A 17,251-nucleotide genomic window follows, 5' to 3' on the forward strand; every position below is an offset into this window, starting at 1 on the left:
TCTGCTTCGTTCGTTTCCGTATATCTCGTCGGTATGGGGTGCATTCTATAGATTTTTTCTTCCCTTGCAACCCCTTATTTCAACAAAAACTCATGCATGTTTATTTTTTAAGCAAACTTATGTTTTTTACACTAAAAAATACACAAAAACGATTAATTAAATTAAAAACCCCAATTAGATTGAGGTTTTTTAGATCATAAAGCTCTAAATCTTATTCTATGTATTTTTGAGTACTATAATATGAAGTAGATAATTTTCGAATTGTTTTCATTTCTTGATCACCATCTATTGAATTTAAGTAATTTAAGAATGCTTCTGCATAGTCCAATCCAACTTCTATTCGACGCTCACCTGTAATTTTTTTCAATGTATGATAGTAATCAGCCCCATCAGCTAAAAAATTGATGGTCACAATTTTATATGACTGATTTAAATCTAATGGTATGAGCTGGTCTGCCCCATTTCTAACTTGAATATTTGTAATACGCTTTCCAATAGGCTGCGTCATATCAACTTGCCAAGTTAATCCAGCGGTATAAGGATAACTTCCGGTATTTTTTTGTTCAATCACGCCTGAAATGGCATCTTCAAGCGTATCTTTAATTTCTTGGCCAGTCATATTCAATTGAACGAGCGTATTTTTGAAAGGTAAGACTTGGTAGATATCTGCTACCGTGATATTTCCTTTCGCCAAATCAACTCTTACTCCACCTGCATTTTGAAATGAAATATCAGCATTAAAATATTCTTTGCCTTGTTTAAGAAATGCTTCGGCAACCATTTGTTGAATATCACCACCATGGGCATCGACATGCGCATTTAAATTACACACATCACCTAAAGATGATCGTGAGCGATCAAATTGAGTTCCCGGCACACGTCTTGAACATAAATTATCAACTGCCTGCCCAACAACTTTGGCTGCAAATAATTTTTTAGATTGCTTATAGGGCTCTAAGACACTCAAAATACTTTGATCTTCTTTAACAATAGAAAAAGGTGCTTGTTCTTTTTCGAATTGATGTTCTATATATTTTCTTTCTTGATCACTGACTCTTTCATTATTTTGCTTACGTTTAAAATCATCGCCAATTAATACATGCGGTGTGCCCACACAACTTTTAACCGCACCATCTGCATCAAATTTTACGTTAAGTTCACCAACCACATAACTGTATTGCCATGCTTGAGCGACACAAACAGTTTCGCCATTTTTATTTTTCAGTTGTAATGGGTAGGCAGCGACAGGAGACATACCATACTTTTCTAATATATGAGGTCCAAACAATGTGTGGGAGTCGCCTCCAATAATCACATCCACATCCGTAAGTTCTTGTGCTAATTTTTGATCTAGTTCATAGCCTACATGTGTTTGTAAAATAATTTTTTTAATTCCCTGTTTTTTGAGTTGATTAATCTCATTTTGAGCTACTGTAATTTCATCTTGGAATAATGTGTCTTGATTTGGTTGAGAGGAGTTTTTAGTTTTTGATGCAATGGTGAGCCCCACAACCCCATATTTTTCCCCATCCCGCTCAAGAACAATAGATTTTTGAATCCGATCTGTCTGATATAAAGGTGAACTCACCCCAAATTCAACATTTGCAGAAAGAATCTCTGTTCGCTCTTTACAGTGTCCTTCGTCTAAAAAACCAATAAAATCTTTTAAGCCTTGATCTTTTGCATCAAATTCATGATTTCCCAAGGTGAAAGTATTAAAACACACTGTATTCATCATTTCAGCATCAGCTTTTCCATTTGAGAGGTTGTAATACAAATCTCCTGTTATCGCATCACCAGCATGAATTTTCACTACATTCTGTTGATTTTCTGCTTTTAAATTCATAAATGTTGCTACACGAGAAAATCCACCACGCGAAACGACTAGTTGTTCTTCACCATGACCTAAATCAAAATTAAAGCTGAACTCTTCACCATCTAAATGGGAGTGATGGTCATTAATATGAAGAATTTTTAACTCTGAGGTTTGTGTAATATTAGGATTAGATTTTTCGTCATCTCCACCACAACTGCTTAGCAATAACGATGTCGTTAAGAGAAGACCTGTTATTTTTATCTTGTTCTTCATTTGAATACTCCTTTTTTAAACCAAGAGTATTCAACGAAGATATGACATTATGATGGTGGATTTATGACACTTTATCGAAATGACTGATTTTATATTTTTCCGCAAATCGCTCAGCTAATGCCGTAATGGTCAAACTCGGATTAACACCAACATTCACAGGAATCGCACTTCCATCAACCACATATAAGCCTTGATAGCCAAAAACCTGATGATTAGAGTCAATCACACCTTTGGAGGAATCTTCAGCCATAACTGCACCACCCAATATATGAGCTGTCACAGATAAATGCCCCATACTTTCCAACATATTATTCTGTGCTTGTCCGCCACTTACTTCAGCAAATTTTTCTGCAGCTTCATTTGCTAATGCTATAAAAGACGGCGCTCTTTCTCCAACTGAAACCTGCGTTTTCAAAAAAGGCCTAAAACCTCTGAGTGCAGTACGTCCATATACAAATCGTAGTTGATTATCTGCCTGTTGCATGACGGTTAATACAGTGACACGTTTATGCCAGTTTTTAGAACGCCATGATCGAGTTGAAACAAAGGGGTGTAGAAAAAAATGCTTTAAAACATGGAGTGCACGTTTTACAGGCTGATCCCCATTGACCAGTGGTCCCATATAAAACTTCATAAACTCATAACTTGCTGGAAATCGATTCTGAGTAATATGTGTTTTGTCATCTGCATGAAAATGACTGGAAATGGTCGTTCCTCGCGTTAAATCCATTGTTTTATCATTATTAGAGATTGCAACAATCGCCTCACTATTGGTTCGAATATGCTCACCTAACTGACCAGAAATATTCGGTAAGGTTTTGTACACTTCTCTTGAAGCAAACAGAATTTCAACGGTTCCTATAACACCTGCGGATAGAATGACCTGTTTCGCACAGTAATCTTGTTTTTCTTTGGAGTTAAATGACTGATATGTATGAATGATATATTTTCCATCAACCTGTGAAAGATGAGTCACTTTGGTTTCTGGAATAACCTCAACTCCATTTTTCTCTGCAAGATATAAATAGTTTTTATCCAAGCTATTCTTCGCACCCTGCGCACACCCCGTTATACAATTTCCGCACTGATTACAACCTATTCGTTCGGGACCTTGACCATTCAATAGCGGATCACTCACCGATTGATGAGGATCACCAAAGTAAATTCCCTGTGGTACGGTGTCGAAACTATCTCCAGAACCCATTTTTTCTGCTGTTTGTTTTAACCACTCATCTTGCTGACCTTTATATGGATTTAAACTTACCCCTAGCATGGACTGAGCCATCTGATAGTGCGGTTGTAATTCCCGCTCCCAGTCTTCTGACAAGTGACTCCAAGTTGGATCACGATAAAACTTTTGACCTGGTTTTAACAACACAGCAGCATAAACAACGCTGCCACCACCAACGGCAACCCCTCGTACCACTCCCATATGTTGGAATACATCTTGTGCAAGAAAACCCTTCATCCCTAACGACGGTGCCCAATTTAAGTATTTAGAACTCCGACTTGCTCGATATAAGTCATCTTCAGTGAGCCTTCTTCCCTTCTCTATCACAGCTACTTTTAATCCAAGCTCAGACAATCTTAGCGCAGATACACTTCCACCAAAGCCTGAACCTACAATAATGACATCATATTCAAATTTTGATTTCATACATCACGACTTAGAATAAATGGAAATGAAAAGTGCTTTAAAAAAGGAAGATTAATGATGGTCATACACAACATCGTATGTTCATCAAACTGTCTTAACTCATCAACCACCCAACGCCATGGAATTGGTGCTGTCTTGCCATAATACAAGGCGATCGTTTGTTTTCCATCAATCAAAGACGCCTCTTCTAGACACTCCATTTGAAGCTTTTCACTTCTCTGCCCGCGATTGAGTAAAATATTAGTGACTAAATTTTGATTGATGAATTTTTTCCCAAACCACCCCCCCAATCCACTTAAAAATAAACTCGGTGCTGCAGACACTCTTAACCACCAAGGACCAATAAACTGAGCCTTATATTCTCCTTGTCTCATGGAAAGTGGCGCGGATGAAAGTTGTTGATAGGTTGCCTTAATCGAGGACAACGAAGTAGTGATTAAATGCTCCTTACGGATCATGAATTTCTCCCTCAATGATTTTTGTTTTATTCAGCATGTCCTATGCTTCTTTCTGAAATATATCAATCGTTTAAATTTTATTCCACACACATACTTTGATCGATTTCATAAAAAAAGCCGAATGTATGTCACATCCGGCTTTTCAACTTAAATTAATTTCACTTTATTTCTTTAAAAATCCTGATACAAGATTCAACACATTTTGTATATCTGAATTCGCTTCTTGCGGATCGGTCTTGTTTGCTTGAGGTGTAAGCGAATCAATAATTTGTGGTAAGACTGAAGAAATCGCACTGTATACATCCTGTTTAGGAACTTGCGCTTCTTGTGCAACTTGCTCGACATCTTGCTGATCAAATAAATTTTGAACTTGTTGCGTACTGACATTGGCATTTTCACCAGGACCAGTTGACACCCAATCATCCACTTGACTCGTCAGACCCTGACCTTTCAGTTGATCAAGTGCACCTTGCAAACCGCCATTTTTTTGAATCCAATTGAGAATTAAAGGAACTACTGCGATTAATAAGGTTTGAGCGTTTAGACCTGATGATTTGCCTACACCACCAGATTGACTACCCGATAAACCACCAAGTACAGATCCTAAAATCCCTCCCAATCCACCTTGTTGTTGGTTTTGATTGGTCTGATTATTTTGTCCCGTTAAACTCCCGAGTACCGAACCAAGTACACCACCCAATCCCGATTGATTAGATTGTTGATTACCGCCTAAAGCCTGTTTCGCTAAAATTTCAACGATATTACTTAAATTTGTCATCAAGACACCTTAGCATTCTTATTTTCATTAATCAGCATATCGTTAAAAACATGGCTTTGTACATTGAAATTGTTGTGTTTTGATAAACTCAAAGTTGGCCATTACCATCGAAACTTATTCCAATTTTCTGGATTAGCCCAAAACTTAGAATTAAACCAATCTGGCACATGCTTATAATTCAAAATATTGAATTGCCATAAGGCGAAATCTTGCTCTGTATTTTTTTGCTCAATGAGTTGCGTGAATCCCAGACTTCTTAACAATTGCTCATCTGCAATATGACTCAACACGACGATTCTTTTTGCCATTAAATCACGCAGTTTTACCAACATTTGTGATTTATGATGGGTTGATAGTTTATCCATCTGTTCATTATTTAAAATCACAACACCTAGATCATAGCGTTGCTGAAAAGGAAGCATTAAAAATTCAGTTACGTTAAAATGATTCCATTGGATTGTTTGAGCATAGTCTTGGCTGAGATCCTGACCAAGACATACGGCAGTTTGAATTGGCTGTTCTTTAGATAAATCGTCTAGCATTAACGTGATGACATTTTTCTCAGCCATGAGCTGCACCTTATTTGAGTGAGATTAAAGCATGGAATTACAGGGCATTTGTCATAAAATGCACGCTGGTTTAACCAACCTAAGTGTAACTGAACAACAAACACAACAGGCAAATGTTGAATATAAATTTATTTTAGATCGTTCAGAAATCAATCTCCCGTTCAACTTAGGTCAAGAAATTGAAATTGAATGGACCGGCAAAATTTACTGTATTTCCTGTGGGAATAAAACACCAAAATCATACTCCCAAGGTCACTGCTTTAAATGCATGAAAACGAAAGCAGCCTGTGATATGTGTATTATGAAGCCAGAAACATGCCATTACCATTTAGGGACTTGTCGTGAAGAAAGCTTTGCTCAAGAAGTATGCTTTCAACCCCATATTGTCTATCTTGCCAATTCAAGTGCATTAAAGGTTGGCATTACCCGTTTAGGTCAAATGCCAACACGTTGGCTGGATCAAGGGGCTACCCAAGCTTTACCTATTATGAAAGTGGGCTCTCGTCGGCTATCAGGACAACTTGAAGTCATGTTTGGTACGCAAGTCGCTGATAAAACAGACTGGAGAAAATTGCTGAAAGGTGAAGCGGAAAAGGTAAATTTGTTAGAGATCAGAGATGAATTACTCACGGAGTTTGAACCTCAAATTGAAACGATTCGAGATGAGTTCAGCATGAGCCTAGATTTCAATGAAAATGTAGAAATTTTAGAAAACGAACTTCCTCGTGAATTCATTTATCCTGTCGATCAATATCCTGAAAAAATTAAATCGCATAACTTAGACAAAACACCAGTCATACGTGGAAAACTGCACGGTATCAAAGGACAATATCTGATTATGGACACAGGGGTAATCAATATACGCAAATATACGGGTTATGAATTAAAAATTCGTGCCGACTCATAATGCAAAATCAAAAAAAAGCCTCATACTGAGGCTTTTTTTTAAAGGATAGATAGAATTGCGTGCACTGGATCTTCATTTTGATCCGACAATAGTTGCTTGTGCATCGTCAACAATTGCATAGATTGTATTTTTGAGTTTTCGATATTCATCAACAACTCAATCTCATGTGCTAAGTTTTCTGGAGTTGCATCATTCTGGATTAACTCCTGAATTACTTTTTTACCTGCAATAATATTAGGTAAAGAATAATAAGGAATCTTCACTAAAAGTTTCGCAATCCAGTAGGTCAAACTGTTTAATTTATAAAAAGTCACCATAGGACGATGCAATAACATCGCCTCAAGTGTTGCAGTACCCGATGCCAACGCCACTATATCACTAGCATCCATGACCATCCGACCTATTTTAGATTCCGCGTCAATATTTTCCATTAACTTAATATTATGTTTAAGCGTATCTGGATAGCCTATTAGGATCTGCTCAATTTGTTGTTTACGAGCATCATTGATGGCTGGAATTAAAAATTGATACTCGGGATATTTTTCATGGACAATCTTCGCTGCATCTAATACAAGCGGCCCTAACTTATCAATTTCACCACGACGACTTCCAGGCAGTAACGCGATATGTTTTTGTGCAGGATTTAAACCAAGCGCCTGCTTTGCATCGAGTATAGGATTTTCCAACGGTAGTTGATTGGCGAGAGGATGTCCAACGAATACCGCTGGCACATTAAATCGATCATAAAAAGTTTTTTCGAATGGGAATAGACAAAGTACCAAGTCAATTGTGGCTTTAATCCCATGAACACGACCTTGACGCCATGCCCAAACTGAAGGACTCACATATTGAACAGTCTTAATTGGCAACGATTTTTGCTTTATTTTTTTTGCTAAGCGTAAGTTAAAATCTGGTGCATCTATCCCTATAAAAATATCAACAGGTTGTTTAGTCCATTGATCAACCAAGCCATCTCGAACCGCAAAAAGTTTTTTAATATCTTTTAATACTTCAACAATTCCCATCACCGATAGAATATCCATCGCATAATAGCTTTTAAAACCCTCTGCAATCATTTGAGGACCGCCAATTCCTTCAAATTCAGCATCAATTCCCTGCTCTCGAAAACGACGTATTAATTTGGCGCCTAAGGTATCACCTGAAACTTCACCAACCACAATGCCAATTTTGAGTTTTCGATTTTGCAAATGAATATCCTCTTTCATGCTCTACAAGTATCTTAACATAAGCATCTCATAACAGATTGAGTTCTTGAAATATCTTAACTTAGTAATGCTTTATCTTATTTTTGAATAAGTAAATGAATAATCAAGACAACAGCTTATATTCAAAAATCATAAGATATGCCGGTTTTCTGATAAGTAGCATAAACGATGTACGGTTCTATTGAATATATTTTAGCAGGTGTTTTAGTTGGATTCTGTGTAGGGGTTACTGGCGTAGGTGGCGGCTCACTTATGACTCCTATCTTAATTGGTTTATTTAAAATTGAACCACATATTGCGATTGGTACAGATCTACTTTATGCCGCGATTTCTAAGTTTTGCGGCTCTTTTGTACATGCAAAAAAACTTAATATTGTTTGGCCTATCGTCATTTGGCTCGCGATCGGAAGTATTCCAGCCTCTTTAGCCACAACTTGGGTTTTAGACAACTATTTGAGTCAATCCACACATTACAAAGCCATTCTCACGATGGTCTTAGGCTTTATGCTGACCATTACTGGTATTTCAATTGTATTCCGTACACAGGTAGAAAAATTCTTCAAAAAATTTTCCAAAGAAGTTACTGAACAGGAAGTTGAATTAACTCGAGAAAAATTAAAGCAGAAGCGTTTATATATAGCTTTAATGGGCATTGTACTGGGTATTTTTGTGACCTTATCTTCAGTTGGCGCGGGTGCATTCGGCATTATGGCGCTGATCATCATGTTCCCTAATTTACCTATGATTAGAATTATTGGTTCTGATGTTGTCCATGCAGTTTTACTGACGCTCGTGGCAGGTATGGGGCATATGAATTCAGGGAATGTTGATTTCAATTTATTAATGTGGCTTTTAGTCGGATCGATTCCTGCAATCATCGTTGGTACGTTGGTGAGCTCCCATTTACCAGAAAAAATTATTCGCAAGGTACTGGGTATCACCTTATTTGCCATTGGTGTTAACTTCATGCTTAATCCAGTCAAAGCAAAACCTGTAACCGCGCCTGAGGCAGTTATTGAAACATCAACTCAAGCCCAGTCTTAATTTAATAGCATGTTCAAACTATAACCTCAGTGAAGCTGTATAATTCACTGAGGTGAAATTAAATGATTTATTCAATTTAATAATTTTCAAAATTTAAAATCATTCTATACAATACAAGTAGAAACTCTGATTAATACCAAAAAGACAATTTCATTACTTTTTTTTATTAAATCCATTCAACTTTTTGATAACAAATGATCTACTGAATCATGCTATATTCAATAGATTAAACATTTTCTTGTAAAAACGAACCAGTGACGGCAATGAATACTTTACAGTCAAATTCTATCACCCAAAACGACATTGATGACGTGAATGTACAAAGCATTCAGCCTCTTGTTACTCCTGCTGAATTAAAAACAGAATTACCGTTAACTGATAATGCATACCAAACTGTCCTAAAAGGTCGTGAAACTGTACGTAATATCTTAGATGGCAACGACAAACGTTTATTCGTAGTCATTGGACCGTGCTCTATTCACGATCCTGCAGCAGCTCATGATTATGCTGATCGTTTAAAAGTTTTAAGCGAAAAAGTGAAAGACACGCTTTATATCATCATGCGCGTGTATTTCGAGAAGCCTCGTACAACAGTGGGTTGGAAAGGCTTAATTAATGACCCTGACATGAATGACTCTTTCAACATTGAAAAAGGTTTACGTTTAGGCCGTAAATTATTGCTAGAACTCAATGAGAAAGGTCTGCCATGCGCAACTGAAGCGCTTGATCCAAACTCTCCACAGTACTACCAAGACTTAATTTCTTGGTCAGCAATCGGTGCACGTACAACAGAGAGCCAAACACACCGAGAAATGTCTTCAGGTTTATCATCTCCAGTTGGCTTTAAAAATGGTACGGATGGCGGTCTCACTGTTGCGACCAATGCAATGCAATCTGTAAAACATGGTCATAGTTTCCTTGGCTTAAATGACCAAGGTCAAGTTTCGGTGATTCGTACTAAAGGTAACCAATATGCCCATGTCGTTTTACGTGGTGGTAATGGCAAACCGAATTATGATGCTGGCTCTGTAGCAGAAGCTGAAAATGCATTAGCGAAAGCAAAAGTAAGCAATAAGATCATGATTGATGCGAGTCATGCCAACTCTAATAAAGACCCATACCTTCAGCCATTGGTTCTAAAAAATATCACTGAACAAATTTTAGATGGCAATAAATCGATCGTAGGTATTATGGTTGAAAGTCATTTAAAAGGTGGCCGCCAAGATATTCCTGCAAATCTTTGCGATTTAGAGTATGGTAAGTCTGTTACAGATGGATGCATCGATTGGGAAACAACTGAAAAAGTTTTGTTGGAAATGGATGCAGCTTTGAAAGACGTTCTACCACAACGTTAATCAGATAAAACGCCATCACACGATGGCGTTTTTTTATAAGGTTAAATCATGGATCAACTCGAAAAAGAACTTAGCTCAATCCCCCATTTTCAATTTGTTCATGAGCATTTGTTTAGCTCAGGTCAGCCAAACGAAGAACAACTTAAATCAATTAAAGCCTATGGTATCGATACCATCATTAATCTCGCTTTTAATGATGCTACACCGAACTTAAATCATGAAGATCGCTTGAGTGCTGAAATTGGTCTTAACTACATTCAATTGCCTATTGATCCAGAATTCCCACATGACGATCAATGTTTATTTGTACTCGATCTGATCGATCATCTCGTTAAAGAGAAAATGGTCTGGATACATTGCACCGAAAATCATCAATGTAGTTCATTAATCTATCTTTACCGACTACATTATATGCATATAGATTTACCTACTGCGCATGAACTATTACACCAAGTATGGGAACCAAACAACACTTGGACTGGGCTAATGCACGCGGTCGGCTTACAGTTGCAAGGACGTAAAGCCACTCAAGAACTGCAAGCCTCTTTGATGAAAGCGCAAAACTTTGAATGATCAAAATTGTTTATTGATGACTAATTAATACGGTCGCTGTAGACAGAATTCCTTCCTGACGACCAGTAAATCCTAATTTTTCAGTGGTGGTGGCTTTAATACTAATCTGATTGATATCCACATCAAGTACATCTGCAATACTTTGACGCATATCTAAATTATGTTTCGCTAATTTTGGACGCTCACAAGCCACTGTAATATCCGCATTATTCAGTTGATAACCACGATCCAATATCAACTGATAAACATGCTTTAATAAAACCTTACTGTCCGCGCCTTTGAACTGTTCATCAGTATCTGGAAAGTGCTGTCCAATATCACCGAGCGCTAAAGCACCCAAAAATGCATCACAAAGTGCATGTAAAACTACATCTCCATCAGAGTGTGCTTTCAAACCATGTGTATGCGGAATACGAATACCAGCCAATGTGACATAATCGCCTTCCTCAAAAGCATGAACATCAATACCTTGACCTATACGAATAGCTAAGCTCACATTGAACTCCTTTACACAGTTTTTGAAAATGAAATCTTGTATTCTTTGATTCTTGTTCGCTATAGTAGATGCGCAAACATTTGAAAGTATAAGCGATGATGTTGTCAAAAAGCGTATCAAGTTGGATGAAACCTTTAATTTCTATCTTTTTCATTGGATTAAGCAGTGTTTCTGTCGCACAGGCACAACTTATTCAATGTGATAAGCCGCAATCAAGTTTTAAAAATTCCATGATTTGTGCTGCTGATTTTTCATCTTTGAGAGATGAATTGAATGAACGCTTTTTAACATCCTACTTAGTTACTGATGCACCAACTCGATTAATTCAAGATACACAACAGCTTTGGCTGAATCGACTGCAGCAGTGTAAAAATAAAAATTGTGTGTCATTACAAATCAATCAACGCATTGATGATTTAAACTTTTACATGTCGATGAATCAAACGCTTACTCAGCATTACATCAAGTTTGAACAAGGTAAAATTGCAACGCAACCTGTACACCTTAAGATTCATCAATTAAGCAAGGATCGCGTCAAAATTGAAGGTATTGCTTATCGTAGCCCTAACAATCGCCTAGAAACTCAAACGATTCCGTTATTGGCTTATACGACCACTCAAAGCAAACACGAAATTATTGATAATGAGCATGATTGTCAGTACAAACTCAAATATCAAAAATCATTACTAATTGTCTCAACTGAGCAAACAGGCTGTGAGCGCTTTAGTGGAATCTATCGACTATATGATTAAACAGAATGTATGCAAATTCACAGTTAAATAGCGAATGCTAAACACAACACTCCTGTGATCGCTAACAGAATCCCCAAGCTATTTTTTAACGTTATTTTTTCTTTAAAAACTAATATACCTGCGATCACACCTAACACTACGACTAGAATATTCATGCCAGCGAATACAATTGCGGGTGAATCCTTTAACAACATATGTGCTTTCACATAAAGTGCAATATTGGCAAAATTCAATACACCTAAACTTAGTCCAGCAAGAAAATTTTGCAATGTCCATGATGTTTGACGCAGGGACAAATATCCCATGGAAATAATGAAAGCAAACACAAACATCAAGTTTAAACTGACTGCAAATTTTAATCCTAAACTTGTACTGAATTTTAACAGAACATCTACGAGTGCATAGCCAAGCCAAACTGCGAGCAAATACATTCCTGCTTTTTTTGTTTGCAATGTTGGTGTCGATGTTTTAGAAAAAATGATCAAAACAATTGCACCCAAACCCAATGCAATACCAATCAATTTCAGGGTGCTAAATTTTTCTTGGAAAAGAAAATAGGCTGCCAACAATGAAAGAACAACGGATAATCTTTGCGCGATTTCAGTTCTGATAATTCCAGCTTGATCAAGTGATTTGGAAAGCAGCAAGAATATTGAAGGTAATGCTATCCCCAACAACCCAATAAGCCACCAAGGTGTGGAGGTTAATGATATTTGATTGAGGTCTGGCTTAAACCAAAAAAAACAGAGTATCGTCGCGATGGCATAATTCCATACAATCATTTGCATGACATCAAATCCACGAGATTTACTAAACTTCAATAAAATCGATACTAGTACGCTGCACAAAGCTGCTGAAAAAATCAGTTCCATAATTTGCTCTTGTTTTTTTATTCAAGAAAAAGCCCACAGTGATAGTGGGCTTTTTAAAATTATAAATAATTTTATTAATTATTTATAACGATCTACCATTTTCTCTAAAGAAATTGGACGAATCTTGTCAGCATGACCTGCTGTACCAAATGCAGTATAACGATCTACACAGATTTGCTTCATTGCTTCAACAGTTTGAGCAAAGAATTTACGTGGATCAAATTCACTTGGTTTTTCAGCCATCATACGACGCATAGCACCTGTTGAAGCTAAACGTAAGTCAGTGTCGATATTGATTTTACGTACACCGTGTTTAATTGCTTCAACCAACTGCTCAACAGGAACACCGTAAGTTTCTTTGATGTCACCACCGTATTGGTTAATAATCGCTAACCATTCTTGTGGAACTGAACTTGAACCATGCATTACAAGATGAGTATTTGGAAGTGCAGCGTGGATCTCTTTAATACGATCGATCGCTAAAATATCACCTGTAGGTGGACGCGTAAATTTATAAGCGCCGTGTGAAGTACCAACCGCAATTGCTAACGCATCAACGTTAGTATCAGCGACAAATTGGGTCGCTTCTTCAACCGAAGTAAGGAGTTGTGAATGATCTAGAACGCCTTCAGCTCCAACACCATCCTCTTCACCAGCCAAACCAGTTTCAAGGCTACCTAGGCAACCAATCTCACCTTCTACAGATACACCACATGCATGAGCCATTTGAACAACACGACGAGTTACATCTACGTTGTAATCATAAGTTGTTGGTGTTTTACCATCTGCACCTAATGAACCATCCATCATTACAGATGAAAAACCCAATTGGATTGAGCGTTGGCAAACGTCAGGATCAGTACCATGGTCTTGGTGCATCACAACTGGAATGTGTGGCCATTCTTCGATTGCCGCCAAAATAAGATGGCGTAAGAATGGAGCACCAGCATATTTACGAGCACCAGCAGATGCTTGAACAATAACAGGTGAATTTGTTTCATCTGCGGCTAACATAATCGCGCGCATTTGTTCTAAGTTGTTTACGTTAAACGCTGGTACGCCGTAACTATGTTCTGCGGCGTGATCCAAGAGCTGGCGCATTGAAATAAGAGCCATAATTTCCTCCCAGGTAATGCTCCATATTCTAACCTGACCTGTGTTTCAATTCAGCAACAATTGACAGTATTTCATAAAAAATCCCTGCAATTGCAGGGAGATTTTCAATTTAATACTTATTGAAGTAGAAAATCACTCCGCCGTTGCTTGATCAGCAGGTGCATTTGCAACTTCTTCAGGAACATCAGTATTATTTTCATCTTGTAATGGCTGATCAATAGCATCGATAGCCGCTTGTTGTTCAGCACTAATATCTGATGCTTCAACAGCAACTTCTGATGTTGATGTTTGATCTGCAGCTGGTGCACTTTCTTGTTTAGAACAAGCCGTCATTGCAAGAGTAGCAGCCAATAGCGCAATTACGCCTAATTGTAATTTCATGATGTTATTCCGCATGATAAATCAGATTATGATCATAATATTTCAAAATTATTTCATTTTCATGACGAAAATTAGTCATAAAAAAAGACCTTCTTAGAAGGTCTTTTTTCTCAAATCCAATTAAGCGCGTTCTAGTAGAACAGCAACTGCTGGTAATGTCTTGCCTTCTACAAATTCAAGGAAAGCACCACCACCTGTTGAGATATAACCAATTTTGTCAGCCACTTCATACTTATCAATCGCAGCTAAAGTATCACCACCACCTGCGATAGAGAAACCTTCAGATTCTGCAATCGCTAAAGATAGCGCTTTCGTGCCTTCACCAAATTGATCAACCTCAAATACGCCTACTGGACCATTCCAAAGAATTGTTTTTGAAGTTTTTAAAATTTCAGCAAATGCTTGAGCTGTTTCTGGACCAACATCAAGAATCATGTCATTGTCAGCAACATCTTCAACTTTTTTCACTACGGCTTTTGCTGCCGCTAATGAGCCAAGGAAGTCATCAAAGTTAATTTCTGATGCGTCAGCAACAACAACATCTGTTGGTAATGGAACCGATACTTTTGCAGCAATTGCTTTAGCTGTATCGATTAAGTCATTTTCACAAAGTGATTTACCAACGTTATAGCCCGCAGCTGCTAAGAATGTATTCGCTATACCACCACCAACAATGAGCTGATCACAAATATCTGATAACGATGTTAAAACATCCAGTTTAGTCGATACTTTTGAACCCGCTACAATAGCAACCATTGGTTTTTCAGGCGTCTGAAGTGCACGACCAAGTGCATCTAATTCAGCTGCAAGTAATGGACCTGCTGCAGCAACTTTAGCAAGACGAGCCACACCTTCTGTTGATGCTTCTGCACGATGTGCAGTACCAAATGCATCCATCACAAACACATCACAAAGTGCTGCATATTTTGCTGCCAACTCTGGATTATTTTTCTTTTCGCCTGTGTTAAAGCGACAGTTTTCAAGTAACACAACTTGGCCTGGTGCAACTTCAACACCATCCAAATATTCAGTGAGTAATTTAACTTCTTGACCCAATGCTTCAGTTAAGTAGGCAGCAACAGGTGCAAGTGATTGTTCAGCTTTAGGCTCACCTTCAACTGGACGACCAAGGTGAGAATAAACCATTACTGCTGCGCCTTTTTCAAGAGCGGCTTTAATTGTTGGTAATGCAGCGCGTAAACGTGCATCACTCGTAATCACACCATTTTTAACAGGAACGTTTAAGTCTTCACGGATCAGAACACGTTTACCTGCTAAATCGAGGTCAGTCATACGCTGAAAGTTCATGTATAGCTCACTTTATAGATATCAAAACCGCATAGATTCTAAATGATTATGCTAAAAAAGGTGAGTAAAATTTCAGAAAAGCTGTAGAAATCTTTAGATTTGATTATGATAGATGGAGTCGAACCACAAAGTGTTGCTATGTCTATCCATCCAGATCCAAGTATTAATCGTTTAAATGTTTTCGGCGAACCGCTCGCCAGTTGTTGTTTTGATCCTATCACAGGATATTTCAGAAATGGTTTTTGCCACACTGCACCCTCTGATTTAGGTCAACATACAGTCTGTGCCGAAATGACGTCAGAATTCTTAAGTTTCTCGCAACGAATTGGGAATGATTTGACAACACCACTACCCGAAGTTGGTTTTCCTGGTTTAAAACCTGGTGATTTCTGGTGTATTTGTGTGACGCGCTGGGTTGAAGCTTATCAGAATGATATGGCACCGAATTTAAAACTTCAGGCTTGTCATCAGTCGGTTCTTGCTTATGTCCCGATCGACATTTTAATGGAATTCTCAGTGTAATGAATCATCATGTTGCTTCAACGTCAGCAAGAATTATTTTAGCTTCTGGCAGTCAGACACGTAAGGAATTACTTAATCGATTACATATCGATTTTGAACAAATATCACCCGATATCGATGAGACTCCGCGTGGGGAAAGCCATGCCGATGATCTTGCTTATCGACTTGCATATGAAAAAGCAAAATATTTTGCTGAGAAATATCCAGATGCGATCGTTATTGGTTCTGATCAGGTAGCTTGGCGTGAAGGCGCACCTGATATATTTATTGGAAAACCTTTATCTACTGAAAAAGCAATCAAACAGCTTCAAGCAAATTCAGGAAAAATTGTTTATTTCAGTACTGCATTGAGTGTTCAACACGCTTCATCTGGGTTTGAAGAAACCATTGTTGAACATTACAAGGTCAAATTTAGGCATTTAAATTTGGAAGAAATTCAGCGTTATGTCGCACTTGAACAACCTTTACAATGTGCTGGAAGTTTCAAATGTGAAAGTTTAGGCATTAGCTTATTTGAAGAAATGATTGGGCAGGATCAAACAACTTTAATGGGCATGCCGATGATTCAATTATGTAAGATTTTACGTGAATTAAAAATTCTAGTGCCTTGATAAGTTGCTTATTAATAAATAAGACCGAGTTAAATGACTCGGTTTTTTGGAATTATTTGTTACTAACAACAGATGAATGAAATGAAAACCCTATTTTTAATTCAAATAATTACAATTGAGCTAAATTAATTTATCTACACAAAGCTGTGGAAAATTGATCGATAAGCGATCTCAAAACATAGAAATTGTAAAAAAGTTCAAATGATCATATTTGGGTTGTTCATTTCAAGTTAAGAATATGAATTACATGAACCAAGTTAAGAAACTTTGTATAACATCCATTATCTTAGTTTAAGTTATCATTCTTAAATTTTTTTTTAATTTTGGATACTATCTTTAGGGGGATACATATGCATGATAACTACTGGAATAGATTTCTACATATAGAAAAAAACTAAAAGAATTTAGTACTCACGTAGATTTTGACATTAGAAACAATGAAACTTTTTCTATAGAAATAATGAATTTGTATCTTACAATTTGTTCAGAAATTGAAGCTATTTTTAAAGCTTGTACATCTAATATTGGTAATTCATT

The 17,251-nt window shown here is 37.3% G+C and carries 18 protein-coding genes; 7 read left to right on the forward strand and 11 right to left on the reverse strand.

Features of this window, described 5'->3' with window-relative positions; genetic code table 11:
- Window positions 1–211: 211 nt before the first annotated feature.
- From CL42_RS12670 to CL42_RS12690, 5 genes are all read right to left on the reverse strand, one after another.
- Window positions 212–2,089, reverse strand: a complete 1,878-nt coding sequence (locus CL42_RS12670; protein WP_035269149.1) for a 5'-nucleotidase C-terminal domain-containing protein — start codon at window positions 2,087–2,089, stop codon at window positions 212–214.
- A 61-nt stretch (window positions 2,090–2,150) separates the two neighbouring features.
- Window positions 2,151–3,746 carry a GMC oxidoreductase gene (locus CL42_RS12675; RefSeq protein WP_051586613.1) on the reverse strand — a complete coding sequence of 532 codons (1,596 nt, stop codon included), beginning with the start codon at window positions 3,744–3,746 and terminating at the stop codon, window positions 2,151–2,153.
- Window positions 3,743–4,204: a hypothetical protein gene (locus CL42_RS16545; RefSeq protein ID WP_051586614.1), complete on the reverse strand. Its 462-nt coding sequence runs from the start codon at window positions 4,202–4,204 to the stop codon at window positions 3,743–3,745. Before CL42_RS16545 ends, CL42_RS12675 begins: the two co-directional genes overlap by 4 nt.
- Window positions 4,205–4,367: 163 nt before the next feature.
- Window positions 4,368–4,982 carry a YidB family protein gene (locus CL42_RS12685; protein ID WP_035269150.1) on the reverse strand — a complete coding sequence of 205 codons (615 nt, stop codon included), beginning with the start codon at window positions 4,980–4,982 and terminating at the stop codon, window positions 4,368–4,370.
- 101 nt (window positions 4,983–5,083) lie between these two features.
- Complete coding sequence (locus CL42_RS12690) at window positions 5,084–5,551, reverse strand: DUF6231 family protein (RefSeq protein ID WP_035269151.1); 468 nt, start codon at window positions 5,549–5,551, stop codon at window positions 5,084–5,086.
- 31 nt (window positions 5,552–5,582) lie between these two features.
- Between CL42_RS12690 and CL42_RS12695 the strand changes: the two genes are divergently transcribed.
- Window positions 5,583–6,458 carry a DUF2797 domain-containing protein gene (locus tag CL42_RS12695; protein WP_035269152.1) on the forward strand — a complete coding sequence of 292 codons (876 nt, stop codon included), beginning with the start codon at window positions 5,583–5,585 and terminating at the stop codon, window positions 6,456–6,458.
- A 38-nt stretch (window positions 6,459–6,496) separates the two neighbouring features.
- Here the strand turns inward: CL42_RS12695 and lpxB are convergent, their stop codons facing one another.
- Window positions 6,497–7,666: a lipid-A-disaccharide synthase gene (gene lpxB, locus CL42_RS12700; protein WP_035269182.1), complete on the reverse strand. Its 1,170-nt coding sequence runs from the start codon at window positions 7,664–7,666 to the stop codon at window positions 6,497–6,499.
- Window positions 7,667–7,852: 186 nt separating this feature from the next.
- Between lpxB and CL42_RS12705 the strand changes: the two genes are divergently transcribed.
- The 3 genes from CL42_RS12705 to CL42_RS12715 all read left to right on the forward strand — a co-directional run bounded on the left by CL42_RS12705 (window position 7,853) and on the right by CL42_RS12715 (window position 10,656).
- On the forward strand, window positions 7,853–8,728 hold the full coding sequence (locus tag CL42_RS12705; protein WP_035269154.1) for a sulfite exporter TauE/SafE family protein: 876 nt from the start codon (window positions 7,853–7,855) through the stop codon (window positions 8,726–8,728).
- Window positions 8,729–8,991: 263 nt separating this feature from the next.
- On the forward strand, window positions 8,992–10,083 hold the full coding sequence (locus tag CL42_RS12710; protein ID WP_051586615.1) for a 3-deoxy-7-phosphoheptulonate synthase: 1,092 nt from the start codon (window positions 8,992–8,994) through the stop codon (window positions 10,081–10,083).
- A 48-nt stretch (window positions 10,084–10,131) separates the two neighbouring features.
- Window positions 10,132–10,656, forward strand: coding sequence for a hypothetical protein (locus CL42_RS12715; protein ID WP_035269156.1), 525 nt, complete (start codon window positions 10,132–10,134; stop codon window positions 10,654–10,656).
- A gap of 10 nt (window positions 10,657–10,666) precedes the next feature.
- Here CL42_RS12715 and ispF read toward each other — a convergent pair whose 3' ends face one another.
- Window positions 10,667–11,152 carry a 2-C-methyl-D-erythritol 2,4-cyclodiphosphate synthase gene (ispF, locus tag CL42_RS12720; protein WP_035269158.1) on the reverse strand — a complete coding sequence of 162 codons (486 nt, stop codon included), beginning with the start codon at window positions 11,150–11,152 and terminating at the stop codon, window positions 10,667–10,669.
- 98 nt (window positions 11,153–11,250) lie between these two features.
- Between ispF and CL42_RS12725 the strand changes: the two genes are divergently transcribed.
- Entirely contained in the window at window positions 11,251–11,904 is a 654-nt protein-coding gene (locus tag CL42_RS12725; RefSeq protein ID WP_035269186.1) for a hypothetical protein, read from the forward strand.
- 23 nt (window positions 11,905–11,927) lie between these two features.
- Here CL42_RS12725 and CL42_RS12730 read toward each other — a convergent pair whose 3' ends face one another.
- From CL42_RS12730 to CL42_RS12745, 4 genes are all read right to left on the reverse strand, one after another.
- The gene (locus tag CL42_RS12730) at window positions 11,928–12,776 is read right to left on the reverse strand and encodes a DMT family transporter (protein ID WP_035269162.1); all 849 of its coding nucleotides are present in this window, start codon (window positions 12,774–12,776) and stop codon (window positions 11,928–11,930) included.
- Window positions 12,777–12,854: 78 nt separating this feature from the next.
- Window positions 12,855–13,892, reverse strand: a complete 1,038-nt coding sequence (fba, locus tag CL42_RS12735; protein ID WP_035269168.1) for a class II fructose-bisphosphate aldolase — start codon at window positions 13,890–13,892, stop codon at window positions 12,855–12,857.
- Window positions 13,893–14,024: 132 nt separating this feature from the next.
- Complete coding sequence (locus CL42_RS12740; protein ID WP_035269170.1) at window positions 14,025–14,273, reverse strand: hypothetical protein; 249 nt, start codon at window positions 14,271–14,273, stop codon at window positions 14,025–14,027.
- A gap of 120 nt (window positions 14,274–14,393) precedes the next feature.
- Window positions 14,394–15,581 (reverse strand): phosphoglycerate kinase, encoded by a 1,188-nt coding sequence (locus CL42_RS12745; protein ID WP_035269172.1) that lies wholly within the window; start codon window positions 15,579–15,581, stop codon window positions 14,394–14,396.
- A 138-nt stretch (window positions 15,582–15,719) separates the two neighbouring features.
- On the opposite strand from CL42_RS12745, the gene CL42_RS12750 reads away from it, so the two are divergent.
- Both CL42_RS12750 and CL42_RS12755 read left to right on the forward strand, forming a co-directional pair.
- On the forward strand, window positions 15,720–16,103 hold the full coding sequence (locus CL42_RS12750; protein WP_035269188.1) for a DUF2237 family protein: 384 nt from the start codon (window positions 15,720–15,722) through the stop codon (window positions 16,101–16,103).
- A complete protein-coding gene (locus CL42_RS12755; RefSeq protein ID WP_035269175.1) occupies window positions 16,103–16,714 on the forward strand; it encodes a Maf family protein in 612 nt (203 codons plus the stop codon). The genes CL42_RS12750 and CL42_RS12755 overlap by 1 nt, the downstream gene beginning before the upstream one ends.
- The last annotated feature ends 537 nt before the right edge of the window (window positions 16,715–17,251 follow it).

Origin of the sequence: Acinetobacter sp. Ver3 (assembly GCF_000632455.1) — a bacterium.
Lineage (GTDB): Bacteria > Pseudomonadota > Gammaproteobacteria > Pseudomonadales > Moraxellaceae > Acinetobacter.

What these genes read in the sequence shown, in the direction of transcription:
- CL42_RS12670 (WP_035269149.1), bottom strand. Translation starts at nt 2,089, where the DNA reads ATGAAGAACAAGATAAAAATAACAGGTCTTCTCTTAACGACATCGTTA.
- CL42_RS12675 (WP_051586613.1), bottom strand. Translation starts at nt 3,746, where the DNA reads ATGAAATCAAAATTTGAATATGATGTCATTATTGTAGGTTCAGGCTTT.
- CL42_RS16545 (WP_051586614.1), bottom strand. Translation starts at nt 4,204, where the DNA reads ATGATCCGTAAGGAGCATTTAATCACTACTTCGTTGTCCTCGATTAAG.
- CL42_RS12685 (WP_035269150.1), bottom strand. Translation starts at nt 4,982, where the DNA reads ATGACAAATTTAAGTAATATCGTTGAAATTTTAGCGAAACAGGCTTTA.
- CL42_RS12690 (WP_035269151.1), bottom strand. Translation starts at nt 5,551, where the DNA reads ATGGCTGAGAAAAATGTCATCACGTTAATGCTAGACGATTTATCTAAA.
- CL42_RS12695 (WP_035269152.1), top strand. Translation starts at nt 5,583, where the DNA reads ATGGAATTACAGGGCATTTGTCATAAAATGCACGCTGGTTTAACCAAC.
- CL42_RS12705 (WP_035269154.1), top strand. Translation starts at nt 7,853, where the DNA reads ATGTACGGTTCTATTGAATATATTTTAGCAGGTGTTTTAGTTGGATTC.
- CL42_RS12710 (WP_051586615.1), top strand. Translation starts at nt 8,992, where the DNA reads ATGAATACTTTACAGTCAAATTCTATCACCCAAAACGACATTGATGAC.
- CL42_RS12715 (WP_035269156.1), top strand. Translation starts at nt 10,132, where the DNA reads ATGGATCAACTCGAAAAAGAACTTAGCTCAATCCCCCATTTTCAATTT.
- CL42_RS12725 (WP_035269186.1), top strand. Translation starts at nt 11,251, where the DNA reads ATGTTGTCAAAAAGCGTATCAAGTTGGATGAAACCTTTAATTTCTATC.
- CL42_RS12730 (WP_035269162.1), bottom strand. Translation starts at nt 12,776, where the DNA reads ATGGAACTGATTTTTTCAGCAGCTTTGTGCAGCGTACTAGTATCGATT.
- fba (WP_035269168.1), bottom strand. Translation starts at nt 13,892, where the DNA reads ATGGCTCTTATTTCAATGCGCCAGCTCTTGGATCACGCCGCAGAACAT.
- CL42_RS12740 (WP_035269170.1), bottom strand. Translation starts at nt 14,273, where the DNA reads ATGAAATTACAATTAGGCGTAATTGCGCTATTGGCTGCTACTCTTGCA.
- CL42_RS12745 (WP_035269172.1), bottom strand. Translation starts at nt 15,581, where the DNA reads ATGAACTTTCAGCGTATGACTGACCTCGATTTAGCAGGTAAACGTGTT.
- CL42_RS12750 (WP_035269188.1), top strand. Translation starts at nt 15,720, where the DNA reads ATGTCTATCCATCCAGATCCAAGTATTAATCGTTTAAATGTTTTCGGC.
- CL42_RS12755 (WP_035269175.1), top strand. Translation starts at nt 16,103, where the DNA reads ATGAATCATCATGTTGCTTCAACGTCAGCAAGAATTATTTTAGCTTCT.